Consider the following 24647-nt stretch of genomic DNA (forward strand, 5'->3'; position numbering starts at 1 on the left):
ATGAAAAAAAATCTGGTAATAATCATATTAGGAATTTTGTTTTTAGTTCAATTAGTTTTAAATTTTTATCTGTGGAGCTCTAGAGAAATGCCTAAGATACATATTTTAGAGAGGCCTCTAAAAATTTCTTCAAATGGTGATAATTATTCAGAATATACAATCCTTCCAGCAGGGACTGTTTTATATGATGATAGTGATTCTTTAAATAGAAGAGTTATGGTTTATTTCAACTTGCAAGGTGTTGATTTTAAGTTTGAAGAACAAGATCCAGAAATATCTAAACAACCAAGTGAAGTACGCTCTATTAGAAGCACAGAGCTAAGTGATATTTTAAAAACTATTCCTTTAACTAAGAAAGATATTTATTTAATCATTAAATATGATGACAGTATAAATGACTCTGTACGCTCTATTTTATTTAAAAAATATAAAATTGATCCTTCAGAGTATGAAAATAATTAAAAAATTATAAATTTTAAAAAAGTAGAAGAAGCGTAATTAATTACGCTTCTTCTATGTTGGTTTAACTTTGCTTTTCATTAACCACTACAATTTTGCCAATTGTCTTATTAGATTCAACCAACTGATGTGCTTGCTTAATTTTTTCAGCGTTGATAGGGTGTAGAGATGTAAGTCTTGGTGAAATAATAATCTTTTGATCAATTAGCTTTGCAATATGATCTAAAATTTCAGATTGTTTTGCCATATCTGTAGTTTGAAAACTAGAGTGTGTAAACATAAGTTCCCAATGGAATGACAGGCTTTTTTTCATCAATAGATTGAAATCTTGCAAATGAGAAAAAGGCACAATATTACAAATTTTTCCAAATGGCTTAGTAATACTTGGCAGAATATTAAAATATGAATCTGGTGAGTTACAGATCAAGACATAGTCGACCTCAGAGTAACCCAATTTGGCTAATTGAGTTGGAATGTCTTGAGTATGATCTACAATATGATCGGCACCTAATTTTCGACACCAATTACCCGTTTCTTGCCGTGAAGCTGTAGCGATAACTGTTAACTGTGGTACAAGTTTAGCAAGTTGAATTGCCATTGAGCCTACACCACCAGCACCTCCAATCACTAATAAAGATCTTGATTTATTGGTATTTTGAAGCTGGTTGTTTGAATGAGCAGAGCTAATCTGAAGTGATAGTCTTTCAGCTAATGCTTCCCATGCAGTTAATGATACTAAGGGAAGAGCTGCCGCATCTTCTATAGAAATAGTGGTAGGCGCATGAGCAATTAATCTTGAGTCAATTGCATGATAAGTACAATTACCTCCGGAACGGCTAATATCACCTGCATAATAGACCGTATCTCCAATTTTAAATTTTTCAGAAACATGTGAACCCATTTCAGTAATAGTTCCAACAACATCCCATCCTAAAACTGTAGTTTGGTTATCTTTAGTTTTTCTACGTCGCGCACGCGTATCGGCAGGGTTAATTGAAATTGCTTGAACTTTTACAATAACATCGTGAGGCAGTGCTTGTGGGTAAGGAACTTGAACATCCAGAAATGAATCTGGATGTTCAAGTTCTAATGGCTCACAAATAGCAACTGCATAATTTATTTTGCTATTCATAGGAATTAAGAAATATGAGGGAGTTGATGAGTAACACTACAAATAATTTTTGTATTACCAAGAATTGAATAGATATCGGCTTTTCGCCAATCATGGTCGCCCGCTTTATAGCGTCGAACATTATCTAAACGAGTAAATATAGGGTGAGAAGCATCCATATTTGGTCGATCAGATAGAAAGTGAATTTCTGTCTTTTTCATCCACAAGGTATTACTTTCAGCCCGGCTAATTGAATCTAACTGGTAAAGTAAAATTTGACCAAGCTGTAAACCAACTGAAAATAAGCAAGATGTTGACCAAGGTTCAACATTCTCATTTAAAATTCGTTTGTTATTTACCAATGCAGAAGCTTTAAGTTCATCTACATTAATCATGACGTCGTTAATTTCTAGTGGAGTTTTGAGATATTCCTCAAATTCACTAGGTTCCATTTTACTTACGTCATTTTTATAAATGATCTCAATACTCATATTTGAAATATTTAGATTCATTACATTGTTATTAAGAGCTGCTTTAGACATGCTTCCACTAATCGCAATCTTATCAAAGTCAGATTCAATCGGGCTTTTACCTGCACGAATCACCATCTTATGGATTAGCTTTTTATAACAAATTGTGCGGTTGTGGATCGTCTGAATCAGTTGATCAAACGTGAGCAAAGCAAGCTCAATAATATCGATTGTACTTAAATGGGGTTTTTGGCTTCCATTGTTTTTGATAGACCATGTTTGGGGCAAAACCACCTTGCCTAAGCAGCTGAATTTATTAGTTTCAAGATCATCGGACTCATACTGAAAGTTATAGATGTCATGAGCACTGTTAATGTATCCTGCGCCAAAATAACGCGTATTTTTATCACCTAAAAATTCATCAACTTCTTTGAAAAATGATAGGTTCACTTCACACCTCTATGATATTTGGATGTTGAATGGCTGTTTTATTTAAAATGAAATTTACATAATTAGGGTTTTGTATTTTTCATTAGCCGAAGCGATTGATTCCTCAATTGTTTTCACAGGTTTAATATTTAAAATTTCTGATATAGTGTTTGCGCGTTCTTCTAAACTACCGCCGACAATGTGGTATTTGATTCCCAACTCATCAAATGTTTCTTTTAAAAGATCATCTGACGCTGAACGGAATAATTCATTGACTGGACGATGTCCATCTTTTGCTAAAGGAAGTTCATTCGGTAAATGAATGAATGCATCAAATGATTCTTTTACATGGCGCTTAAATACTTTACCTAACTCGCTCATGATACTTTCGAAATAGGCAAGTTCAGTGGTCTTAGAAACTGTTTCTCCTTGTTTTAAGTGGATCGATTGATTTGGGTTCATGCCATATTTGACTCGAACACTTCCATAAATCCACTCTTGTAAAGAGCAACCATCAGAAATAAAGCGTTCTTTATGTTTGTATTCATGAATCACACGATCCATGTGTCTAGTAATAATCATTTGAATTAGTTCGGGAGAGCTAACTTCTTCAAGTGTTTTACCAGGTGCTGCATGAGGCAAGATTTCACGCATTGTTCTTGCTTCTGTACGAGGGAGATTTAAATAATCACTAATAATTAAAGAAGTTAAAGTTTTACCAGATGAATAGGTGCCGGTTAAGCCAATACGCATTATTATGGACCTTATTGTCAAAATTTATTATTTAGTTAAATAGGCGAGGTCTATTAAAAAAATTAATAAACCTCTTTCTATGATTAAGCGATTAATTTTTCAAGATCACTCATCACTTCTTTCTTTGTTTTTTCATAATCTGTATTAAGTACAGTTGGTGAAATGCGGATATTTTCAATATCGTTTACGCCAATAAACTTTAACCAGTCATTAAGGTAAGGCGTTGCAAAGTCAGAGCCAAAGTTATTAGAAATACCTTCGTAATAAACACCGCTCGCAACTACTAAATATGCTTTTTTACCATTTAACAAACCTGTGTAACCTGTAGATGGGTCAAAACCAAAAGACCAACCAGGTTGAGTTACAACGTCGATAAGCTGTTTTAGGATGTAAGGAATGTTGTTGTTCCAAAGAGGAACGTTAAATACATAGATATCGGCAGATGCAAAGCGGTCATAAACCTCTTTGATTTTCGTCCATGCTTCTTTTTCTTTAGAGTTTGAATCTTGTCCAGTAAATAATGCCATTTTTGCACCAACAGCATTTTTATCGAACGCAGGTAGATCATCTTCAAAAAGATTGAACTCATCGATAACTAAATCACTATGCTTAGCTTTAAGCTTAGCAATTACTTGTTCAGCAATAAGTAGTGATTGGCTATTCTCACCACGAGTTGATGAGTTGATATGAAGTACTTTCATAATTTCCTCTATATTAGAGATGTTGTTAAAATATTGTTATTTAATAAATATTTTATTTATTAAATGGGTTGTTGATAATGAATTCTAAAATTTAAGCGACTTTAATCGTTTTACCGCACAATACAGAGGTTTCTTTTTTATGTTGTTGTAAGGACCAAAACTGCTCTGCAATCGTTTCTGGATGTACTGTATAAGCTTTATCTTCGGATCCTGGTGTTCCATCTACAAAGCCATTCACAATTACTTGGCTCACGTAAACATTTGAGTCAGCGAGACTATGAGCAAGCAAATTAGTTGTTTTATATTGGGCTGCGGCAGCAATTGCCAAAGATGAGTATTCTTTGGCAACTAAGTCTACACCGACTAAATCGAGCGCAAATATTCCATTTGTTGACAAGATACTTCCTTGATTTCTTTTTAGATCATTTAAACAAGCTTGTATGGTTGCAATATAGCTTGAAACCCGAATGTGAAAACTTTTAGTCAGATCGAGTGGATTAGCTTCTAATAAATTCCCTTCAATTTCATGGAAAGCATTCCAGTGAATATTTTTAATCTCTCCAAATTGATTTTTAATTTTTTTGATGAGTTCAGGGATATTTTCAATATCACTTAGATCATTTGAAAATGCATAAGCTTCAATATTATGTGCATTGAGTTCTAAAATAGCATGCTTAAGTTTTTCTGCATTTCGTGCAACTAAACCAACTGAGTAACCCTCTCTACCAAAGCGGTATGCAAGAGCTCTAGAAATTCCTGTTCCATAACCAAAAATTATAATATTGTTGCGCATTATGAAGTTCCAAAAAATCCAACTAATTGGTTGGATACACCTTATAATATTTTTTTATAATATATGCAAGAGGAAAAATTATGTCTTGGGATACTGAAGGGACGAAACAAAAGATTCTGGATGCGGCAGTTGGTGAATTTGCTCGGCAAGGTCCTGATGGCACGACTATTGATAAAATTGCAAAGATTGCAGGTGTTAATAAAGAGCGTGTCTACAATTATTTTGGTCCTAAAAAAGATCTTTTTGCTGTTGTTTTAAGTAATGAGTTAATTAAAGTTGCAAAAGCTGTACCGCTTAAATCTTTTGAAGAAGAAGATATTGCTGAGTACGCAGGTCGTGCTTATGACTATCATCGTGCTCATCCTGAACTTAGCCGCTTATTACTTTGGGAAGGTTTGATTTATTCTTCACAAGAAGTACCAAATGAAAGTAGCCGTCGTGAAAACTATAATTATAAAATTCAAGCAATTAAAAAAGAGCAAGAGGAAGGCAGGGTAACCGATGAAATTGAAGCGAGCTATATGGCCTTCCTGATTTTAGCTCTTGCGAATAGTTGGTTTATGCTGCCTCAGGTAGCAAGAATGTTAACCCCTTTAGAAGATGTTGATAATCATGAAAAACGTAGAGCGATTATTATTGAATCAGCTAAACGGTTGCTAGTGAAGTAGTTTTATAAGTAATAATGATCTTAATCAAAACATTCTAAATAAATCACCTAGATTAATTTTTTAATTTGACTTCTCTATCTGTCTGTCATAAATTAATTGGAATGATCGTTCCTGATAAGTGTATTTTATGCGAACCAAAGAATTTGAAACTGATGAAATTGCTGATGCTGCAATGCAGGTTTTTTGGCGTCGTGGTTATGCTGCAACTTCAGTTCAAGACTTAGTTGATGGTACGGGGCTATCTAGAAGTAGCCTTTACAGTACCTTTCAAAACAAACAGGGTCTTTATCAAAAAGCGTTACAGCGTTATGAGATTTTAACCACACTTAACAATGTGAAGCTGTTGTCTGGTTCAGGTTCACCGAAAGCCCTTATTCGGCAATTACTGATAAATGTAGTTGAAGATGAGCTGAATGATTCAGAACACAAAGGATGTCTTGTCGCAAATGCGTGTTTAGAGCTGGCTGGCCATGACGAAGATGTCGCTCAATTTGTTGTAAGTAACCTACAGAAAATACAACATGCTTTAGAGAGTTTGTTAATTAAAGCTCAACAGTCTGGTGAAATTTCTTCTACCCAAAATCCACGCGCGTTAGCGAGTTTTTTTGTAAATACTATTCAAGGATTACGTGTTTTGGGAAAAGGCAGCCCGCTTGAACAAAGAAAGCAATGTTTAATGGATGTGGTCGAGGTTGCTTTAAACGTTTTATAAAACTCATTTAAACCTTAACTATTGTTGAGCTGAATAGTTAAGGTTTTTATTTAACTTAAATTGGAATGGTCATTCCAAAATGATGATTTTAGTTCACATTGAGAACAAATGTCTTCTCATCCTAACCTGATAAAACAAGCTTATAGCGATATAGAGCAGAGCAAGTACCCTGAAAAGAATTTGAGAGTAAAGCTTTATGAATATTAAGAGTAATGAAACATCTCATCAGTTAACTGATGAATTCTCTACTCAATTACCAATTTGGAAACTGTTGGCTTTTACAGTTGCAGGCTTTCTGACCATCATGACAGAAACCATGCCAGCAGGACTTTTGCCCCAAATCAGTCAAGGCTTACATATTTCGGAGGCTTATGCAGGGCAGCTTATAGCAGTGTATGCCTTAGGTTCTGTTTTAGCGGCAATACCGCTTATTAGCCTCACCCGTAGTTGGAATCGGAGACCTTTATTACTCAGTGCTATTGCAGGGTTACTTTTATTTAACGCGATTACTGCCTTATCAAATGACTATATTCTGACTTTGATTGCTCGTTTTATTGCAGGGATGGCAGCGGGTGTTATTTGGGGGCTTTTAGCAGGTTATGTAAGACGCATGGTGTCTACATCGTATCAAGGACGAGCTTTAGCAATCGCTGGGGTTGGGCAGCCTATTGCTTTATCAATTGGCGTTCCTTTGGGTGCGTGGTTGGGAACATTGTTTGAGTGGCGTGGCGTATTTTGGATTATGTCTTTACTGGCATTGATTTTATTTGTCTGGATTCGTTTTAGTATTCCCGATTTTGCAGGACAGTCAGCACAAAAAAGATTGCCCATTTTAAAAGTTCTTTTAATGCCGGGCATCAGAGCTATTTTAGCAGTTGTCTTCCTTTGGATATTGGCTCATAGCATTCTTTATACTTATATTTCACCATTTTTGGCCTCAACAGGGCAGCCATACAACGTTGAGACCATCCTTTTTATATTCGGCATTTCTTCAATTGTAGGCATTCTCATGACAGGGATGTTTATCGACCGTTCATTAAGAAAAATAACGCTTTTAAGCTTATTTATCTTTGCTATCGTAACAGCGCTCTTAGGTGTTTATAGTTCTTCAAGTTTTGTCGTACTGGTGGGTGTAGTGTTATGGGGAGTAACTTTTGGTGGTGCTCCAACACTATTGCAAACAGCATTGGCAAATACTGCGGGTCACGAAGCAGATGTGGCGCAGTCTATGTTGGTCACGGTATTTAACCTTGCTATAGCTTTTGGTGGAATGGTTGGTGGTGGATTGCTTGAAAGTTTTGGGGCAGCCTATTTTCCATGGTTTATGCTGGTTTTTGCCCTGATCGCGTTATCTACTGTTTACCATGCCCGTAAACATGGTTTTATTTCTTCATAAAAGATTTTTGCCCTTCATGGTTAAAAAGTGAAGGGTGATTTACTTTTTATAGTCTGATGTACTGTCACTCAAAATAATTAATGATTTGGTAAAATAAACCGTAAAAAACAAATAAATTGGAATTTAAATTTGACTAATTATTATGAAGTGGAAACATATTCTTTTTAATTTGATTTTTTGCGTAAAAATTACCAAAAATATTTAAAATTAGCTGTTCTTAGAAAAACAATCCCGTAGGGTGCTGGCTAAACTATATCTCAAGGGTGTGATAGGGATCGAAAAGAGTAGCATGCACCAAAACGTATAACGTTAGTGTGTACTCACCCAAAAGGTCTCGATTCGGCTTAGGACGCTATAGATCAAAAGTTTATAGGCAAAAGGTTCTAACTTACAAAGTTATAATTGTTGAAGTAAACCATAGATGGTTTCCCTTGACACCCTAAAAAATTCTCTATAATAAAAACGATACTTTACAAGAATATAATTCATGAATAAGCCTTATCTTTCTACCTTGCCGCATGACAGCCAAATCTCATCTCAATTGAACAATGCTTACTTCCACGACTCGTGGAGTATTGTGCTGGGTCAGCCCGACCTGAATGTATTTGAGCAGCTTATTAAACTGTTCCAGCATACTCCGCAGTGGATAGAGTGGAGTATGAATCTACGCAATAAAATTACTTCAAAGATTGGACTTAAAGATTTAGGAAGTTTTAAGCAGATTGATTCGAATAAAAAAGAAAATGAGTATGTCGCAGGTGACCGAATTGGAATTTTCACCTTACGACAAAGTACCGAAAATGAGTTAGTCATTGGAGATGATGATAAACATTTAAATGTGACTTTATCTATTTATAAAAATGAAGATACTCAAGTGCTTACAGTGACTACAGTGGTACATATTAAAAATCTGCTTGGGCGATTGTACATGGTACCTGTAATTCCTGCTCATCGAAAAATAGTGCCAGCGACTTTACAGATATTAGGTTAGAGTACTATTTTTATTTACGATGCGATCAGCAAAAATCGTTTATATACTAATCTTATTATCATAATAACGAGTTCAATAATATGGAAAATAAAAACCATTGTCGCCAATGCGCCGTTTGTGGAAAAAGTTTTCCCTTAAAAGATCTTGTGTCTGGTGAAGTCATTCGGAATGTAATCAGTGATGAAATTTTAAAAGATCATCCAGACTGGACGTACTCAAGCTTTATTTGTCGAGCCGATCTGGCAGATTATCGAATTAAATATGTTCAGTCGCTATTACGCTCGGAGAAAGGCGAATTATCTAATTTAGAAAATGAAGTGATTGGCAGTATGCAACGGCATGAGCTGATCAGTCGAAATACAGAAACCGATTTTGATCAAAAATGGACGCTTGGAGAAAAACTAGCAGATAAAATAGCTACTTTTGGGGGAAGTTGGGCGTTTTTAATTTGTTTCGGGCTATTTCTGGTCGCGTGGATTATTTTAAATACGGTTGTGATGGTTGTACGTCCAGTCGACCCTTATCCTTTTATTTTGCTGAATCTGGTTCTGTCATGTTTAGCTGCAATTCAGGCACCTATTATTATGATGAGTCAAAATCGCCAAGAAGCCAAAGATCGCTTACGTTCCCAACATGATTATCAAATTAATTTAAAAGCTGAGCTTGAAATTCGCCATTTACATGAAAAAATGGACCATCTTTTATCGCATCAATGGGAAAGGCTTGCACACATTCAAGAAATTCAGCTCGATCTTTTAGCAGAAATGAATAAAAAACGATAAAGATTTTCTGAGTTTCACGTGGAACATAAGTAGAGCGTTATAGATTATTTTGCGGTAGGTCAGAAATTTCTTTATGATCTGCCGCCATGCTCCATTGCTGTTTCTACGACCATGCCTTTAAACGACAACTTTGTTTACGCTCCACCGCAAGATCCACTTTCAATTCTATTTGAAGATGACGATTTAATTGTGGTTGATAAACCTGCGGGCTTGTTGTCGGTGATGGGTCGTTTACCTGAGCATCATGACAGTGCTTATTTGCGGGTGTTAGAAAAGTTCCCTTTGGCTAAGGTCACTCATCGTTTAGATATGGCGACATCGGGCTTACTTATGTTTGCCAAGCATCGTGATGCAGAAGTTGCGGTAAGTAAAATGTTTCAGGCCAGAACAGTCAAAAAACATTATATTGCTTTGGTGCAAGGCCAAGTCGAAGAAGAGGGTAGTGTAGAAGTTCCACTCATTACCGACTGGGAAAATCGCCCAAGACAAATTGTACATTTTGAACTAGGCAAACATGCCAAAACCTTATTTCAACCTTTGGTTTATGATGAAAAAACAGATCAAAGTCGAGTTTTACTTGAACCAGTAACAGGACGTTCGCATCAGCTACGTGTGCACATGATGCATATTGGCCATCCTATTATGGGCGATAAGTTATATCACCCTGAACCGAAACGTTTTCATTTAAACAGAATGGCTTTACATGCTGCATATTTGGCTTTTCAGCATCCATTGAAAGGCACAGATGTGGTCATTGAATCGCAAGTGCCTTTTTAAAATTTATATACAATTAAAAATTCCATTTGGTGCAATTGGGAACGCAATATATACCCAAATTGCAATAAAAGTCGGGTATTCTTGATGTCGAATAATATTAATACCGCGACAACAACAAGGATCACTTTATGACTCGTGACTACGAACAATTTCCAGATGACGATAACGGCAATGTACTTTGGCAAATGGCTGAAGATGGGGATGATTTAACCGAGCTGCATGAAATTGAATTTTCTATTGCTTTTCAAGATCAAAAAAATGCAGAGCAATGTGCGCTGTATTTACTTTATCAAGAACAAAAAGTTTCACTTTTCCAAGATGACTCTGTTGAGCCAAACGAGTGGGTGATTACCATCTTTGTCAACATGGAACCTGAGTATTCAGATATTGTTGATTTGGAACAATGGTTTGCTAGCATCGCTGAAAAATTTCAAGGCGAATATGATGGATGGGGCTGTATGGCCTATGTCTTCGAGGAAGGCGACGACGAAGATGACCTGTTACAGTAAGGTCTAAAAAAGAGTAGGAGATAATCATGAACTTATCTCAAAAACAAATTGCAGTACGGTTTTTAGAGCTTGCTGCAGCTGGCGAAGTCGATGAAGCCTATAGCAATTACACCGCACCGAACTTCAAGCATCACAACCCTTATTATGCGGGTGATGCAACTTCTTTGAAGGAAGGGATGCGTAAAAGCGCAGCTGAAACGCCAAACAAAGTCTTTGACGTTCAACATGTCATTGAAGAGGGCGATTTGGTTGCTGTGCATTCTAAACTTGAAATGCAAATGAATGGGTTAACCACGTTGGCTGTGGTCCATATTTGTCGTTTTGAAAATGGAAAAATTGCTGAGTTTTGGGATATTGGCCAAGTACAGCCTGACCCGCTCGTCAATGAAAATGGCATGTTCTAATAAAAAAGCCCGAAATAATTCGGGCTTTTTGTTTATGTATGAATTAAAACTTCCACTGTGCCGAAATTGAGGCGTTTAGTGGTTCACCCGGTTGAATCCATAAATCGCTATAGCTTGAAACATAGTAAGTTTTATCAAACAGGTTGTTCACATTGAGCTGATAACGTAAGCGGTCAGATGGGGCATAGTAGCCATTTAAATTGACCAATGTATAACTCGGTAAATTAAAGCCATTATCCAGATTATGTCCGCTACGCTCGCCCACATAGGTGAGGTTAGCGCCTACACCTGCTTTTCGTGGGCCTTCTTGTAGAAATTCATAATTGGTGCTTACGGAGCCTTGGTGTTTTGGAACATTGCTCAGACGAGCGCCTTTTGCCAAGTCTTGGTCTTTTTCGATTTGAGCATCGGTATAACTATAGTTGGCATTGGCGAACCAGCGATCATTGATCTGACTATTTAAGTCAAACTCAAGCCCTTTACTACTGACTTCACCTGCTGCGGTTTGAAAGTTACTATCGATTGGGTCTGTCGTGAGTACATTTTGTTTTTTCATTTTAAACAAAGCGAGACTCAGCACACTTTGGTCATTCACTTTATATTTGGTGCCGACTTCATAGCTTTCGCCTTTTTCAGGGGCAAAAGTCTGACCATTTCGGTTCATACCACTATTCATGGCAAATGAGCGGCCATAGTTTGTATAAAAAGCCCATTGCTCAGAAGCTTTAAAATTTACTCCGAAACGCGGACTATTTTGATGAAGGGTCTGGTTGCTTTCAGTCTGGGTCAGGTGATTCTTAAAATCTTGTTCGACCTGATCAAAACGGTTGCCGAAAAGCACACTCCACTGATCATTGAAAAAGATCTGATCTTGTAGATTAAGTGCAAAGTAACGCTGCTGTTCTTTGGTGTTGGTAAACGGTGCTAAGTTTGGTAAATATTTACCATATTCAGGTTGGTAAATATCAATTGTGTTTGGTGAGCCTGTGCTATGGTTGCGACGAAGTTGGTTTTGTTTGTAGTCGAGTTGACCAAGCTCGGTTGAAAGTAAAATTTCATGACGAGCCCACGAAGTATCAACCTTGCCAAGTAACTCTGTCTGAGCTAGCACATCTTCACTCTTATAATCACGATAGCGGCGTTGGCGCTCTAAAGTACGTCCATCGGCTTGCATACGACGAGGTTCGGTTGCAAAGCCGACCATTTTGGCGTCTTTATAACTGACAGCACTGTTTAGTTTCCAGTCAGGGTTAAATTCGTGACTCAGACGTAATTGGTAAAAGTAATCTTTTATTTTCAAATCGCCGTCGTCAGGTTCACCTGTAAATGTTTTCGGGTCCATCACAAACTGATGATTGACGGTGCTCACACCACGGTCAAAGGTTCCTTTGTGCTCTGTAAATTCACTATCAAAGTCGAGTTGTGTTTGGTCTGAAATTTTCCATGTGAGCTGTGGTGAAAAGAACCAGCGTTCACTGCTGACATGATCACGGAAGCTTTGATTATCTTCGTGAGCCACTGCTAAACGGTAAGCCAGTTCATCGTTTATAGGCGCGGTATGCTCTAGACTAATTCGATATTGTTCTTGAGTATTGGCACGTAGGTTAACTTCACTTTCGCTTTCCCACTGTGGTTTTTTACTGTTGAGGTTAAGCAAACCACCTGTTTCGCCGCGGCCATATAAAGCCGCCATAGGCCCTTTTAAAAATTCTAAAGATTCAATATTCACGACATCTTTTGGAGCGCTAATCCCTCGGTTGACACTCAAACCGTTACGGATCATAGATGCACCTAAATTGGGATCGGTACTAAAACCACGGAAAGAGTAGTTATCCCAAAAGCCGCCACCAAAACTATTTTGATGAAAAACCCCACTCACTAAGCTTAATGCGTCATCAATCCGTTGAACGTCTTGTTGTTCCATCATTTGTTTTGAAACATAAGCACGGTTAAAAGGTACGTCTAAAACATCGTGAGAAAATTTAGTCGCCGAGCTATTTTGACTCACACCTTCTTGGGTACTTTCAGCCTGAACGCGTATGGTCTCAAGTACCGTTGACGTTTCTTCTGCCCAAGTGAATGTCGATATAAATGATAGACCCAACGAAGACAACAATCCTAATTTGTGTTGCATAAATAATCAGCCATGAAAGACAAAAGAACTATAATGTAATAGTATAACGTTACATTATTTTGTTGATTACTGCTATGTCTTTAGAAAAGAATATTGAACGTTTACAGTCGATTGATGCATTGCGTGGTTTGGTGATCATCATTATGTTGCTCGACCATGTAAGAGAAACTTTCTATTTACATAAACAGGTTACCGATCCAATGGACGTAACAGTAACAGAACCAGCATTATTTGGTAGTCGATTATTGGCACATATTTGCGCTCCGGTTTTTGTACTTTTAACGGGTATTTCTGCATTTTTATTTCAATCAAAAAAACAAGACTTACAGCAAACACGTGCTTTTCTATTAAAACGTGGCTTATTTTTAATTGTGTTAGAGCTTACCCTTGTGAATTTTGCATGGACAGCAACTTTTCCACCCGAAGTCATTTATTTACAGGTGATTTGGGCGATAGGTATTAGCATGGTGGTGCTAGCGTGCTGTGTAAGTTTGCCTTTGCCAGTTCTTGCTGGTGTAGCGTTGGTCATTATTTTTGGGCACAACTTGCTAGATTCTGTGCACTTCTCACAAGGCATCCTACAGAATATATGGTTTGTTTTACATGAACGTGGCTGGCTTGAGTTTGCGGGTATTAAGCTTCGTACAAGTTACCCTGTTTTACCTTGGATTGGGGTAATTTTATTAGGCTACGTTTTAGGTCAGTTCTTTAGTTCAAAATATACAGCAAAGCAAAGGGGCCGCGCTTTACTCAGCCTTGGTTTAGTAAGTATTGGGTTATTTGTTTTACTGCGTTTTATCAACGTCTATGGGGACCAGCCGTGGCAACATTTTGAGTCATTACAACTGAGCCTTATGAGCTTTTTTAACCTCACCAAGTATCCACCATCTTTACTGTTTATTTTGCTAAATGTTGGGATCGGTTTGATTGTACTCGTTGCTTTTGAACGTATGCAGCAGTACTCGTTTTTAAAACCATTAGTGGTATTTGGCTCGGTGCCTATGTTCTTCTATTTATTGCATTTATATGTGCTGAAACTGATCTATGTGTTTGCGCTAAACGTATGGGGAGCCAACTACGGGAATTATTTGTCGGTTAGCCATGTGTGGATGTTGTGGTTAATCACAATCGTGCTGTCTTTTACACTCTACCCAGCGGTTAAGTGGTTCTCAAAGTTCAAACATCAAAATAAACATATTTCGATTTTAAAATATTTCTAATTTTCAAAACGTGAGTAAAGCGAGTTCAATAATGCTCGCTTTACTTGCTTACATCTAGGTATAAAGTTTCTTTGACTTCTTCCATGACCACATAACTGTGTGACGATGCCGATGCGGGGAGTTTCTTTAATAGATCGCCTAATAAGCGGCGGTATGCGCTCATTTCTTTTAAACGCGCTTTTACAAGGTAGTCAAATTCACCTGAAATAAGGTGACATTCGAGCACTTCAGGAATCTCAACTAAGTCTCTAGCGACTTGATCAAATACATCGCCTGATTTGGCAGATAACTTAATTTCTAAAAAGACGAGAAGATTACGGTCTACGTAAGCTGGGTTTAGACGGGCGTAATAACCCATGATAATGCCATCGCGCTCAAGGCGTTTTACACGCTCTGAACAGGGGGTGGTAGAGAGGTTGACTCTCGATGCCAATTCACTAATCGCAATTCGTCCTTCGCGCTGCAAAATGTCCAGAATCATGCGATCTATACGATCTAAGGGGCGCATAGATATTTCCTCTTTTTTTAAAATTCTCGCGAGAAAAACATAAATTTACCTAGATTATACCCTGAAAAACAGTGAAATAAACTATTGAAGCAGAAATATACTAGTTAAATAAACTGGTGTGCGTGAGGGAATGGAAATGCGCGTAATTGTATTAGGTAGCGGCGTTATCGGAGTGGCAAGTGCCTATTATCTAGCTCAACAAGGAGCTGAGGTCACTGTTCTTGACCGTCAGGCAGGCCCTGCTGAAGAAACAAGCTTTGGTAATGCAGGTCAAATTTCGCCAGGGTATTCGACCCCTTGGGCAGCACCAGGAATTCCTTTTAAAGCTGTGAAGTGGATGTTCCAACATCACGCACCGCTTGCGATTAATTTAGATGGCAGCATGTGGCAGTTACAGTGGATGGCGCAAATGCTAAAAAACTGTAATCCACAAAGTTATGCTGTGAACAAAGAACGTATGATGCGTGTGGCTGAATACAGCCGTGATTGCTTACGTGAACTTAGAAAAGATACAGGCATTAATTACGAAAACCGTGCTAAAGGTACTTTGCAGCTATTTCGTAAAGAAGCACAAATGGAAGCGGTTCAACGCGACATTAGCGTGCTACAAGAGTGCGGCGTAAGCTACGAATTATTAAATGGCAATGAACTTGGTCGTGTAGAACCAGCTTTGGCAAATGCGCAAGATAAACTGGTTGGTGGTTTACACTTACCAAATGACGAGACAGGTGACTGTTATTTATTTACCAATGCTTTAGCTCAAATTGCCAAAGAATTGGGTGTTAACTTCCAGTTCAACCAAAACGTAGAAAAATTGATTGTTGAAGGCGATGAAATTAAGGGCGTTCAGGTCAATGGTAAGGTCTTAACTGCAGATCGTTATGTCCTAGCGTTTGGTAGCTATTCACGTGATTTCTTGAAACCACTTGATCTACAGTTACCTGTATATCCTGTGAAAGGTTACTCGTTGACGATTCCTATTGTTGACCCTGCTTTTGCTCCGCAATCTACAGTGCTTGATGAAACCTACAAAATTGCGATTACTCGTTTCGACCAACGTATTCGTGTAGGTGGAATGGCAGAGCTAAGCGGTTTTAACTTAGGTCTGAACGAAGACCGCCGTGCAACCTTGCAAATGGTCACTCAAGACTTATTCCCGGGCGGTGATATGGCACAGGCGTCTTTCTGGACGGGTCTACGTCCAATGACTCCAGACAGTACCCCAATTATTGGTGCGACTCGCTTTAAAAATCTGTTCTTGAATACAGGCCACGGTACTTTAGGCTGGACCATGGCATGTGGTTCAGGAAAATTAATCAGTGACATCGTATTGAATCATAAGACTGAAATTAGCACTGATGGTCTTTCAATTCATCGTTATTCACATATGCATGCGGCATAACGGACGTTAGGAAAGTAATTATGCCTCGTCCTATTACCGCAGTCATCCACCGTCAGGCCTTACAAAATAACTTGGCGGTGGTACGCAAGGCTATGCCAAACAGTAAGGTCTTTGCCGTTGTAAAAGCCAATGCTTATGGACACGGAATTGAACGTGTCTATGAAGCATTTAAAGCAGCAGATGGCTTTGCCTTACTTGATCTTGATGAAGCAAAACGAATTCGCACTCTAGGTTGGACAGGTCCGATCTTGTTGCTCGAAGGGATTTTCTCTCCTCAAGATTTATTTGATTGTGTGCAATATCAACTCAGTTTCACCATTCATAGTGAAGCACAAATCGAGTGGGTTAAAAAGCATCCTTATCCTGCTCAATTTGATGTTTGCCTAAAAATGAACAGTGGTATGAACCGTCTCGGTTTTAAACCACAGCACTATGTTCAGGCTTGGGAACGTTTAAACAATTTGACGAACGTGTCCAAGATTACCCACATGATGCATTTTTCAGATGCAGATGGCGATCGTTTTGGCCAGCAAGGCATTGATTATCAAATCACTGCATTTGAAGAAATTATTAAAGATTTACCGGGTGAAAGATCTGTAAGTAACAGCGCGGCAATTCTGCGCTATCAAGACCAGCTCAAATCAGACTATGCACGTAGCGGCATCATGCTCTATGGCAGCTCACCAGACTACCCGACGCATAGTATTGCGGACTGGGGCTTACAACCGACCATGAGCTTACGCAGTGAAATTATTTCCGTTCAGCATTTAGAACCGAATGAAAGCGTGGGTTATGGCTCAAACTTTGTCTCAGAGCAACCCATGACGATTGGAATTGTGGCTTGCGGCTATGCCGATGGTTATCAGCGTATTTCACCGACAGGTACGCCAGTTTTAGTGGACTCGGTACGCACTCGTACAATTGGTCGAGTCAGCATGGATATGTTGGCAGTCGATTTAACACATATTGAAAATGCCAAAGTCGGTAGTGAAGTCGTGCTTTGGGGCCAATCTAGTACAGGCGTCGTTTTGCCTATTGATGATGTCGCAGTTTCATCCGGTACGGTGGGCTATGAACTGATGTGTGCTGTCACCGCCCGTGTTCAATTTATTAATCAGGTATAAGGAAATCCGAATGTCTAATTCAGATATACAAAAGATTAACACTAACGAAGTCATGAGCGCCGTGACTGTTTTTAACAAAGTGGTTTATCTGTCAGGTCAGGTACCTAAAAATACCGAGCAAGACGTGGCAGGCCAAACTCGTGAAATTCTTGCAACGATTGATGAACTTTTGGCATTAGCCGATACCGATAAATCTCGCTTGCTCTCTGCACAGCTCTATTTAAAAAATCTTTCTGACTTTTCAACCGTAAATGCAATTTGGGTTGACTGGTTAAAAGGGTGTGTTGCTCCATCGCGTGCCACAATTCAGGCCGATTTGGTCAATCCGAACTGGCTCATTGAAATTGCCGTGACGGCAGCACAAAAGTAATTCGTTTTTACTCCAAAAATGATGATGTATCTAACAGAAGGAAGATAGATACGGTTTAACCAGTCATTTTTGGTGAACAGATTCAGTGACCTATGGTATACGGTTCAATTTTCGCCGTAGGTTGCTGATCTTAACAAAGGAATTCAAAAAGGAATTTTAATATGACAACGGCTCGTCATTCAGATACAGAAAATTCTCCTGATCATCTGCAACGAAAACTGTCTAACCGTCATTTACAACTGATTGCTATTGGCGGTGCAATTGGAACCGGCCTATTTATGGGTTCGGGCAAAACTATCTCCCTCGCAGGTCCTTCAATTCTTTTAATCTATATGATTATTGGAGGCATGTTCTTTTTCTTAATGCGTGCAATGGGCGAGTTGCTTCTTGCAAATCTGCATTACAAATCTTTTGTTGATATGGCTCATGACCTGATCGGTCCTTGGGCTGGTTATTATTTGGGCTGGACCTATTGGTTAGGCTGGGTGCTGGTGGGTATTGCGGACCTTTCAGCGGTCATTAACTATTTGAGCTTCTGGTTGCCAGATGGGACAAGCTTCTCACCAATACAGCAGGCCATGATTAGCGCAGGCTGTGTGTTGTTTGTGATGGGTCTTAACCTACTGACAGTACGCCTATTTGGTGAAATTGAATTCTGGTTTGCACTCATTAAGATTTTGGCAATTATTGGCCTGATCGGAGTGGGGGGCTACATGATTTTTAGCCATTTCCAAGCTCCGCAAGGCGCTGTTGCAAGCATTAGTAATGTTTGGTCGCATGGCGGTTTATTCCCGAAAGGTACAGAAGGCTTCTTGGCAGGATTCCAGATAGCTGTGTTTGCTTTTGTCGGGGTTGAACTAGTTGGTACAACGGCTGCTGAAACCAAAGATCCAGAGAAGAATTTACCGAAAGCAATTAACGCGATTCCGGTACGTATTATTTTGTTCTATGTACTAGCACTCTTTATTGTAATGTCAGTAACGCCTTGGGACCATATTCGTGCAGACAAAAGTCCGTTTGTTGAGTTGTTCTTAAATGCCGGTATTCCTGTTTCAGCCATCATCATGAACTTGGTGGTGCTATCTTCGGTGATGTCTTCAATGAACAGCGGTGTGTTTTCAACTAGCCGTATGCTGTTTGGTTTATCTAAAGACGGTCAGGCTCCGGGTGCATTTGGTCGTTTATCAAAACGTGCCGTACCTTCAAATGGTTTGATTTTCTCATGTATTTTCATTATGGGCGGGGCAGTCCTTCAGTACTTTGTTCCAAACACCATGGAAGCATTTACTTTGGCAAGTTCCCTCTGTGTGATTCTATTCATTAGTGTGTGGAGTCTCATTATGGTGTGCTATTTACGCTATCGTAAATTACGTCCTGAATTACATGAAAAATCAACTTTCAAAATGCCGGGTGGCATTTGGATGAGTTATATCGTTTTGGCATTTATGCTTTTCACTTTAGTCATCTTGGCACTTGAGCCAGATACATTAAAAGCACTCTATGTCAGTCCAGTATGGTTAGTTATCTTAGGTGTTACCTATCATGTGTTGTATAAACCACGCATGAAAAAACTAGGACGTGAACTCGTCAACGATCATTAAGTTTTATTAAAAAGCCAATCAATCATGATTGGCTTTTTTTATTTTTATTGGATTTTTTATCGGAATAATATTGTTTATTTTTAAATCATCAGTGCAAATTGGAGGCTGTTGGCAAAGTACATCTAGCATGATCACATGCTAAACTTCGGCTAATCTGGAGTACCCAGATCGATTAATTAAAATTGCCGTGAAGGCAGTACATAAATAATGTGACTTAAAAAAAACAGGACAAACGATTTATCAATTAAGGAAAAAATATACTTGAACATCTTGTCCTGAGGTATAGACTCAGCAACCCACGATATACGGTTCGTTTTTCTCCCTATAGGTTGCTGATTTTAACTTAAGCAAAATATAAAAAGGACTTCTAATATGACAATGGTTCATCATCCAGATGAGGCAAGCTCCCCTGATCATTTACAACGGAAATTAAATAATCGCCATCTACAAATGATTGCAATTGGCGGTGCAATTGGAACCGGTCTATTTATGGGCTCGGGCAAAACCATCTCCCTCGCAGGTCCTTCAATTCTCGTGATTTACATGTTAATTGGTGGGATGTTCTTTTTTCTGATGCGTGCATTAGGTGAATTACTACTCGCTAACTTACATTACAAGTCATTTGTCGATATGGCATATGATTTGATTGGCCCATGGGCTGGTTATTATATAGGCTGGACTTACTGGTTAGGCTGGGTACTGGTCGGTATTGCTGATTTGTCTGCGGTCATTAACTATTTAAGTTTCTGGCTGCCCGAAGGCGCCAGTTTCTCACCAATGCAACAGGCCATGATTAGTGCAGGCTGTGTACTATTTATTTTAGGGCTTAACCTGCTTACGGTGAAGTTGTTTGGTGAAGTTGAATTCTGGTTTGCACTCATTAAGATTTTGGCAATTATTGGCTTGATTGGAGTCGGTGGTTACATGATCCTCACTCATTTTCAAGCTCCGCATGGTGAGGCTGTGAGTGTAAGTAATGTGTGGTCGCATGGCGGCATATTTCCAAAAGGCGTAAGCGGATTTTTGGCAGGTTTCCAGATTGCCGTGTTTGCTTTTATTGGCGTTGAATTGATTGGTACAACAGCCGCTGAAACGAAAGATCCAGAGAAAAATCTACCGAAGGCAATTAACGCGATTCCTGTACGTATTATTTTGTTCTATGTGTTGGCACTGTTTATTGTGATGTCAGTAACACCTTGGGATCATATTCGTGCAGACAAAAGTCCATTTGTTGAGTTGTTCTTAAATGCGGGTATTCCTGTTTCAGCCATCATTATGAACTTGGTCGTACTTTCTTCAGTGATGTCTTCAATGAACAGCGGTGTGTTTTCAACCAGTCGTATGCTGTTCGGTTTATCGAAAGATGGTCAGGCACCAAGTGCCTTGGGGCGTTTATCAAAACGTGCCGTACCTTCAAATGGTTTAATCTTCTCATGTATTTTCATTATGGGTGGGGCAGTGCTTCAGTACTTTGTTCCAAACACCATGGAAGCATTTACTTTGGCAAGTTCACTCTGTGTGATTCTCTTTATTAGTGTATGGCTTTTGATCATGGCATGCTATTTACGTTACCGTAAGTTGAGTCCAGAGTTACATGCTAAATCGACCTTTAAAATGCCGGGTGGCGTGTTAATGGCGTATGTGGTCATTGCATTTTTCTTGTTCACTTTAGTGATTTTGGCACTAGAGCCAGATACATTAAAAGCACTCTATGTTAGTCCATTATGGCTAGTTGTTTTAGGCGTTAGCTATCATGTGTTTTATAAACCACGCATGAAAAAACTAGGCCAAGAAACTTTTGATTAATTATTATTAATTTCAAAAAAGCCAATCATCCGTGATTGGCTTTTTTATTTACACTCTTTAATCAACTAACAAATGCTGATATTTATCGGCTTGCTTACGCAAATAGTCCCAAACTAACTTAATGCGTGGTTCATGTTGTAAATCAACAAAAGTCAGCATCCAGAAGGTATGAGTAAAGCGAACTTGCTGCTCTAAAACGACCCCAAGTTCTGGTTTATCATCTGCTAAAAACTTGGGCAAAATCGCAAGTCCTGCACCAGCACTCACAGCAATTTGTTGGGCTAAAATACTGCTGCTACGGAAGTTCGCGTTAAGCTTTAAGGGTAATCGTTCTAAACAGTACAACTCCGGGCTATAAACCAGATCATCAATATAGTTCACAAAGCGGTGTTGGGTTAAATCTTCTAAACCACGAATGGGTGGGTTCTGCGCCAGATAGTTTTGGCTGCCATAAATTTTTAAGCAGTAGTCTGATAACCGCGTAATGATGTAGGGTCCAGATGTTGGACGATCAATCGACACCACAATGTCTGCTTCACGGTGGGAGAGCTTAATCATTTTCGGTACTGGAATCAGGTCGATGGTGAGCAGTGGATATTGAATAGAGAACTCAGCCAATAAACGGGCTAAAAATGCAGTGCCAAAACCTTCAGGTGTGCCAATTCGCACACGACCTTGCAAAGGTTGATGTGGTTTCTCAATTTGTAAGAAAGCTTGTTCCATTTGCTCAACTCGAGGAACAAGTGCCATCCCTTCAAGTGTCAACTCATAACCAGTCGCTTCACGCTTAAACAGCGTGGTACCCAAAGCAAGTTCTAGGGCTTGAATCCGTCTAGCCACTGTACTGTGTTCGACACCAATAATCCGCGCAGCGTTGGTCAAGGTTTTAGTCCGCGCTAAAACCAGAAAAAAATGTAGATGATCCCAATCCACTTTCATTTTTGTTGTAATCCTTGTGCATATTTGCACAACAATCGTGCATGAATTTCCGTTGGTGGTCAAAGTTTTCTTTGTTAGTCTCAATTGAAACTGGAATAAAGAAAATACGATCAAAAAGTATTTTCTAATAATTGAACACAATAAAAATATGGCCTACGGAGAGGTTATGAACACAATCCAAAAAATCGAATTGGAAACCGCTAAATTACTCATTAACGGAAATTTTATCGAATCTGAAACACAGGAATGGCAAGACATTGTTAACCCTGCAACTCAGGAAGTAATTGGTCGTGTGCCATTTGCAACGGTTAAAGAAGTTGACGCTGCTATTCAAGCCGCACAAGATGCTTTTGCTTCTTGGCGTCAGACCCCAATTCAGGCACGTATGCGCATCATGCTTAAGTTACAAGACTTGATCCGTGCCAACATGAAAGAAATTGCACAAGTACTAACGGCTGAACAAGGCAAAACCTTGGCCGACGCGGAAGGCGATATTCAACGTGGTTTAGAAGTGGTTGAACATGCTTGTTCGATCGGCACTTTGCAAATGGGTGAATATGTTGAAGGTGTTGCGCGTGGTGTAGACACTTATACCTTGCAACAACCTTTGGGTGTTTGTGCGGGTATTACGCCGTTTAACTTCCCTGCCATGATTCCACTTTGGATGTTCCCAATGGCAATCGTGTGTGGCAATACATTTGTTTTAAAACCATCAGAACAAGATCCGTTATCAACCATGATGCTGGTTGAGCTTGCGATTCAAGCAGGTATTCCGGCAGGTGTGCTGAACGTTGTGCATGGCGGTAAAGAAGTGGTTGACCGTTTGTGTACCCATAAAGATATTAAAGCGATTTCATTTGTGGGTTCAACTGCTGTTGGAACGCATGTTTATAACCTTGCAGGGCAACATGGCAAACGTGTGCAGTCGATGATGGGTGCAAAAAACCATGTGGCTGTTATGCCAGATGCCAATAAAGAGCAAACCTTAAATGCCTTGGTCGGTGCAGCATTTGGTGCAGCGGGACAACGCTGTATGGCATTGTCGGTTGCGGTCATGGTGGGTGAAAGTAAACAGTGGATTCAAGAGTTAGTTGAAAAAGCGAAAACCTTAAAAGTAAACGCAGGCCATGAGCCAAATACTGACATTGGCCCAGTCATTTCAAAACGTGCTAAAGCGCGTGTGCTTGATTTAATTAATAGCGGTGTTGAGCAAGGGGCAGAGTTGCTACTCGATGGCCGTGATGTTCAAGTCCAAGGCTATGAATCGGGCAACTTTGTAGGTGCAACGATTTTTAGCGGCGTAAATACCGACATGCGTATTTATAAAGAAGAAGTCTTTGGCCCTGTACTTTCCATTATTTGTGTAGACACCCTTGATGAAGCGATTGCTCTTATCAATGGCAACCCATTTGGTAACGGTGTAGGTCTATTCACACAAAGTGGCGCGATTGCACGTACTTTCCAAAACTTAATTGATGTAGGTCAAGTTGGTATCAACATTCCAATTCCTGTGCCAGTGCCTTTCTTTAGTTTTACCGGTTCAAGAGGCTCAAAACTTGGTGATTTGGGACCATACGGCAAACAAGCTGTGCAGTTCTATACACAAACTAAAACCATTACCAGTCGCTGGTTTGAAGATAGCCATGAAGTTGGCAGTGTAAATACAACCATTAGTTTACGTTAAGGGGATCACGGATGAATATCGCCTTTATCGGTCTAGGCAATATGGGCGGCAGAATGGCCCATAACCTACTCAAAGCCGGACTCAATGTTTATGGATATGACCTCAGTGAAGTCGCGATTCAGCACTTTGCCGAGGCAGGTGGTGTGGTATGTGACAGCCCACAGGCAGCAGCAAAACAAGCTGATGTGGTTATTAGCATGCTGCCTGCAGCCAAGCACGTTAAAGAAGTTTACTTGGGTGAAAATGGTGTATTGGAAGTGCTAAAAGCAGGTAGCTTATGCATTGATAGCAGTACCATTGACCCACAAACTATTAAAGACATTGCCGCTGTTGCAGAGAGCAAAAATATTAAAATCTGTGATGCGCCCGTCTCTGGCGGAACCATTGGAGCTCAAGCAGGAACTCTAACCTTCATGGTAGGTGCCGATGAGCACACCTTTAACGAAGTGAAACCTGTACTTAGCCACATGGGCAAAAACATTGTTCACTGTGGTGATGTCGGTGCAGGTCAAATTGCTAAAATCTGTAACAACCTGATTTTAGGTATTTCAATGGCTGCTGTTGCTGAAGGTATGGCACTCGGTGTGAAACTCGGTATCGACCCACAAGCATTGGCAGGCGTCATTAACACCTCAAGCGGTCGTTGCTGGAGCTCGGATGTGTGTAACCCATGGCCACATATTAATGAAAATGCGCCAGCATCTCGAGGTTACCAAGACGGCTTTGCGACTCAGCTAATGCTGAAAGATTTAGGACTCGCTGTAGAGGCCGCGGGCCAAGTCAAACAGCCAGTTGTATTAGGTGGTATGGTACAGCAGCTCTATCAGCAAATGTGCATGCGCGGGAATGCCAATCTCGACTTTTCGAGCATTATTCAGCAATACCTGCCACAAGAGGCGTAACG

25 protein-coding genes are annotated in these 24647 nt (G+C 39.5%); 17 read left to right on the top strand and 8 right to left on the bottom strand.

What is annotated here, in order from left to right:
- Nucleotides 1-462 carry a hypothetical protein gene (locus ACT53H_RS17055; protein WP_322904996.1) on the top strand — a complete coding sequence of 154 codons (462 nt, stop codon included), beginning with the start codon at nucleotides 1-3 and terminating at the stop codon, nucleotides 460-462.
- Nucleotides 463-523: 61 nt separating this feature from the next.
- Here ACT53H_RS17055 and ACT53H_RS17060 read toward each other — a convergent pair whose 3' ends face one another.
- The 5 genes from ACT53H_RS17060 to ACT53H_RS17080 form a co-directional block, all read right to left on the bottom strand.
- The gene (locus ACT53H_RS17060; RefSeq protein WP_353155446.1) at nucleotides 524-1591 is read right to left on the bottom strand and encodes a zinc-binding alcohol dehydrogenase family protein; all 1068 of its coding nucleotides are present in this window, start codon (nucleotides 1589-1591) and stop codon (nucleotides 524-526) included.
- A 5-nt stretch (nucleotides 1592-1596) separates the two neighbouring features.
- Nucleotides 1597-2490 (bottom strand): AvrD family protein, encoded by an 894-nt coding sequence (locus tag ACT53H_RS17065; protein WP_144735325.1) that lies wholly within the window; start codon nucleotides 2488-2490, stop codon nucleotides 1597-1599.
- A 54-nt stretch (nucleotides 2491-2544) separates the two neighbouring features.
- Nucleotides 2545-3222: an AAA family ATPase gene (locus ACT53H_RS17070; RefSeq protein ID WP_144735327.1), complete on the bottom strand. Its 678-nt coding sequence runs from the start codon at nucleotides 3220-3222 to the stop codon at nucleotides 2545-2547.
- A gap of 83 nt (nucleotides 3223-3305) precedes the next feature.
- On the bottom strand, nucleotides 3306-3923 hold the full coding sequence (locus ACT53H_RS17075; RefSeq protein WP_144735329.1) for an FMN-dependent NADH-azoreductase: 618 nt from the start codon (nucleotides 3921-3923) through the stop codon (nucleotides 3306-3308).
- 91 nt (nucleotides 3924-4014) lie between these two features.
- Nucleotides 4015-4716 (bottom strand): SDR family NAD(P)-dependent oxidoreductase, encoded by a 702-nt coding sequence (locus ACT53H_RS17080; RefSeq protein ID WP_476009732.1) that lies wholly within the window; start codon nucleotides 4714-4716, stop codon nucleotides 4015-4017.
- Nucleotides 4717-4796: 80 nt separating this feature from the next.
- Here ACT53H_RS17080 and ACT53H_RS17085 point away from each other — a divergent pair, with 80 nt between their 5' ends.
- The 8 genes from ACT53H_RS17085 (at nucleotide 4797) to ACT53H_RS17120 (ending at nucleotide 10955) form a co-directional block, all read left to right on the top strand.
- Nucleotides 4797-5384 (top strand): TetR family transcriptional regulator, encoded by a 588-nt coding sequence (locus ACT53H_RS17085; RefSeq protein ID WP_144735333.1) that lies wholly within the window; start codon nucleotides 4797-4799, stop codon nucleotides 5382-5384.
- 127 nt (nucleotides 5385-5511) lie between these two features.
- Complete coding sequence (locus tag ACT53H_RS17090) at nucleotides 5512-6096, top strand: TetR/AcrR family transcriptional regulator (protein WP_476009733.1); 585 nt, start codon at nucleotides 5512-5514, stop codon at nucleotides 6094-6096.
- A 196-nt stretch (nucleotides 6097-6292) separates the two neighbouring features.
- The gene (locus ACT53H_RS17095; protein ID WP_476009734.1) at nucleotides 6293-7492 is read left to right on the top strand and encodes an MFS transporter; all 1200 of its coding nucleotides are present in this window, start codon (nucleotides 6293-6295) and stop codon (nucleotides 7490-7492) included.
- Nucleotides 7493-7979: 487 nt separating this feature from the next.
- On the top strand, nucleotides 7980-8483 hold the full coding sequence (locus ACT53H_RS17100; RefSeq protein ID WP_353155438.1) for a DUF2867 domain-containing protein: 504 nt from the start codon (nucleotides 7980-7982) through the stop codon (nucleotides 8481-8483).
- 80 nt (nucleotides 8484-8563) lie between these two features.
- Nucleotides 8564-9265, top strand: coding sequence for a DUF1003 domain-containing protein (locus tag ACT53H_RS17105; RefSeq protein ID WP_004795386.1), 702 nt, complete (start codon nucleotides 8564-8566; stop codon nucleotides 9263-9265).
- A 111-nt stretch (nucleotides 9266-9376) separates the two neighbouring features.
- Complete coding sequence (locus tag ACT53H_RS17110; RefSeq protein ID WP_476009735.1) at nucleotides 9377-10042, top strand: RluA family pseudouridine synthase; 666 nt, start codon at nucleotides 9377-9379, stop codon at nucleotides 10040-10042.
- Between the two features lie 128 nt (nucleotides 10043-10170).
- On the top strand, nucleotides 10171-10551 hold the full coding sequence (locus ACT53H_RS17115) for a ribonuclease E inhibitor RraB (RefSeq protein ID WP_004795383.1): 381 nt from the start codon (nucleotides 10171-10173) through the stop codon (nucleotides 10549-10551).
- A 26-nt stretch (nucleotides 10552-10577) separates the two neighbouring features.
- The gene (locus ACT53H_RS17120) at nucleotides 10578-10955 is read left to right on the top strand and encodes a nuclear transport factor 2 family protein (protein WP_476009736.1); all 378 of its coding nucleotides are present in this window, start codon (nucleotides 10578-10580) and stop codon (nucleotides 10953-10955) included.
- A 43-nt stretch (nucleotides 10956-10998) separates the two neighbouring features.
- Here ACT53H_RS17120 and ACT53H_RS17125 read toward each other — a convergent pair whose 3' ends face one another.
- Nucleotides 10999-13089 (bottom strand): TonB-dependent receptor, encoded by a 2091-nt coding sequence (locus tag ACT53H_RS17125; RefSeq protein WP_476009737.1) that lies wholly within the window; start codon nucleotides 13087-13089, stop codon nucleotides 10999-11001.
- Between the two features lie 74 nt (nucleotides 13090-13163).
- On the opposite strand from ACT53H_RS17125, the gene ACT53H_RS17130 reads away from it, so the two are divergent.
- Nucleotides 13164-14309, top strand: a complete 1146-nt coding sequence (locus ACT53H_RS17130) for an acetyltransferase domain-containing protein (RefSeq protein WP_476009738.1) — start codon at nucleotides 13164-13166, stop codon at nucleotides 14307-14309.
- 40 nt (nucleotides 14310-14349) lie between these two features.
- On the opposite strand, the gene ACT53H_RS17135 is transcribed toward ACT53H_RS17130, so the two are convergent.
- Nucleotides 14350-14817, bottom strand: a complete 468-nt coding sequence (locus tag ACT53H_RS17135; protein WP_001247568.1) for an Lrp/AsnC ligand binding domain-containing protein — start codon at nucleotides 14815-14817, stop codon at nucleotides 14350-14352.
- Nucleotides 14818-14953: 136 nt separating this feature from the next.
- On the opposite strand from ACT53H_RS17135, the gene ACT53H_RS17140 reads away from it, so the two are divergent.
- The 5 genes from ACT53H_RS17140 to ACT53H_RS17160 all read left to right on the top strand — a co-directional run bounded on the left by ACT53H_RS17140 (nucleotide 14954) and on the right by ACT53H_RS17160 (nucleotide 21120).
- Nucleotides 14954-16219 carry a D-amino acid dehydrogenase gene (locus tag ACT53H_RS17140; RefSeq protein ID WP_476009739.1) on the top strand — a complete coding sequence of 422 codons (1266 nt, stop codon included), beginning with the start codon at nucleotides 14954-14956 and terminating at the stop codon, nucleotides 16217-16219.
- A gap of 20 nt (nucleotides 16220-16239) precedes the next feature.
- Nucleotides 16240-17343: an alanine racemase gene (gene alr, locus ACT53H_RS17145; RefSeq protein ID WP_476009740.1), complete on the top strand. Its 1104-nt coding sequence runs from the start codon at nucleotides 16240-16242 to the stop codon at nucleotides 17341-17343.
- 10 nt (nucleotides 17344-17353) lie between these two features.
- Nucleotides 17354-17713 (top strand): RidA family protein, encoded by a 360-nt coding sequence (locus ACT53H_RS17150; protein WP_049064657.1) that lies wholly within the window; start codon nucleotides 17354-17356, stop codon nucleotides 17711-17713.
- A gap of 161 nt (nucleotides 17714-17874) precedes the next feature.
- Nucleotides 17875-19314: an amino acid permease gene (locus ACT53H_RS17155; protein WP_151964475.1), complete on the top strand. Its 1440-nt coding sequence runs from the start codon at nucleotides 17875-17877 to the stop codon at nucleotides 19312-19314.
- 378 nt (nucleotides 19315-19692) lie between these two features.
- A complete protein-coding gene (locus tag ACT53H_RS17160) occupies nucleotides 19693-21120 on the top strand; it encodes an amino acid permease (protein WP_353155557.1) in 1428 nt (475 codons plus the stop codon).
- A gap of 57 nt (nucleotides 21121-21177) precedes the next feature.
- Here the strand turns inward: ACT53H_RS17160 and ACT53H_RS17165 are convergent, their stop codons facing one another.
- Complete coding sequence (locus tag ACT53H_RS17165) at nucleotides 21178-22059, bottom strand: LysR family transcriptional regulator (protein WP_004795369.1); 882 nt, start codon at nucleotides 22057-22059, stop codon at nucleotides 21178-21180.
- 166 nt (nucleotides 22060-22225) lie between these two features.
- Between ACT53H_RS17165 and ACT53H_RS17170 the strand changes: the two genes are divergently transcribed.
- Nucleotides 22226-23743: a CoA-acylating methylmalonate-semialdehyde dehydrogenase gene (locus ACT53H_RS17170; protein WP_174758306.1), complete on the top strand. Its 1518-nt coding sequence runs from the start codon at nucleotides 22226-22228 to the stop codon at nucleotides 23741-23743.
- 11 nt (nucleotides 23744-23754) lie between these two features.
- Nucleotides 23755-24645, top strand: a complete 891-nt coding sequence (mmsB, locus tag ACT53H_RS17175) for a 3-hydroxyisobutyrate dehydrogenase (RefSeq protein WP_174758307.1) — start codon at nucleotides 23755-23757, stop codon at nucleotides 24643-24645.
- The last annotated feature ends 2 nt before the right edge of the window (nucleotides 24646-24647 follow it).

It is taken from the genome of Acinetobacter sp. DMC2, from assembly GCF_056314305.1.

Coding starts and splice junctions, on each gene's coding strand:
- ACT53H_RS17115 (WP_004795383.1), top strand. CDS start 10,171: ATGACTCGTGACTACGAACAATTTCCAGATGACGATAACGGCAATGTA.
- ACT53H_RS17155 (WP_151964475.1), top strand. CDS start 17,875: ATGACAACGGCTCGTCATTCAGATACAGAAAATTCTCCTGATCATCTG.
- ACT53H_RS17070 (WP_144735327.1), bottom strand. CDS start 3,222: ATGCGTATTGGCTTAACCGGCACCTATTCATCTGGTAAAACTTTAACT.
- ACT53H_RS17140 (WP_476009739.1), top strand. CDS start 14,954: ATGCGCGTAATTGTATTAGGTAGCGGCGTTATCGGAGTGGCAAGTGCC.
- alr (WP_476009740.1), top strand. CDS start 16,240: ATGCCTCGTCCTATTACCGCAGTCATCCACCGTCAGGCCTTACAAAAT.
- ACT53H_RS17150 (WP_049064657.1), top strand. CDS start 17,354: ATGTCTAATTCAGATATACAAAAGATTAACACTAACGAAGTCATGAGC.
- ACT53H_RS17160 (WP_353155557.1), top strand. CDS start 19,693: ATGGTTCATCATCCAGATGAGGCAAGCTCCCCTGATCATTTACAACGG.
- ACT53H_RS17120 (WP_476009736.1), top strand. CDS start 10,578: ATGAACTTATCTCAAAAACAAATTGCAGTACGGTTTTTAGAGCTTGCT.
- ACT53H_RS17110 (WP_476009735.1), top strand. CDS start 9,377: ATGCCTTTAAACGACAACTTTGTTTACGCTCCACCGCAAGATCCACTT.
- ACT53H_RS17105 (WP_004795386.1), top strand. CDS start 8,564: ATGGAAAATAAAAACCATTGTCGCCAATGCGCCGTTTGTGGAAAAAGT.
- ACT53H_RS17100 (WP_353155438.1), top strand. CDS start 7,980: ATGAATAAGCCTTATCTTTCTACCTTGCCGCATGACAGCCAAATCTCA.
- ACT53H_RS17170 (WP_174758306.1), top strand. CDS start 22,226: ATGAACACAATCCAAAAAATCGAATTGGAAACCGCTAAATTACTCATT.
- ACT53H_RS17085 (WP_144735333.1), top strand. CDS start 4,797: ATGTCTTGGGATACTGAAGGGACGAAACAAAAGATTCTGGATGCGGCA.
- ACT53H_RS17075 (WP_144735329.1), bottom strand. CDS start 3,923: ATGAAAGTACTTCATATCAACTCATCAACTCGTGGTGAGAATAGCCAA.
- ACT53H_RS17130 (WP_476009738.1), top strand. CDS start 13,164: ATGTCTTTAGAAAAGAATATTGAACGTTTACAGTCGATTGATGCATTG.
- mmsB (WP_174758307.1), top strand. CDS start 23,755: ATGAATATCGCCTTTATCGGTCTAGGCAATATGGGCGGCAGAATGGCC.
- ACT53H_RS17055 (WP_322904996.1), top strand. CDS start 1: ATGAAAAAAAATCTGGTAATAATCATATTAGGAATTTTGTTTTTAGTT.
- ACT53H_RS17165 (WP_004795369.1), bottom strand. CDS start 22,059: ATGAAAGTGGATTGGGATCATCTACATTTTTTTCTGGTTTTAGCGCGG.
- ACT53H_RS17090 (WP_476009733.1), top strand. CDS start 5,512: ATGCGAACCAAAGAATTTGAAACTGATGAAATTGCTGATGCTGCAATG.
- ACT53H_RS17080 (WP_476009732.1), bottom strand. CDS start 4,716: ATGCGCAACAATATTATAATTTTTGGTTATGGAACAGGAATTTCTAGA.
- ACT53H_RS17135 (WP_001247568.1), bottom strand. CDS start 14,817: ATGCGCCCCTTAGATCGTATAGATCGCATGATTCTGGACATTTTGCAG.
- ACT53H_RS17060 (WP_353155446.1), bottom strand. CDS start 1,591: ATGAATAGCAAAATAAATTATGCAGTTGCTATTTGTGAGCCATTAGAA.
- ACT53H_RS17095 (WP_476009734.1), top strand. CDS start 6,293: ATGAATATTAAGAGTAATGAAACATCTCATCAGTTAACTGATGAATTC.
- ACT53H_RS17125 (WP_476009737.1), bottom strand. CDS start 13,089: ATGCAACACAAATTAGGATTGTTGTCTTCGTTGGGTCTATCATTTATA.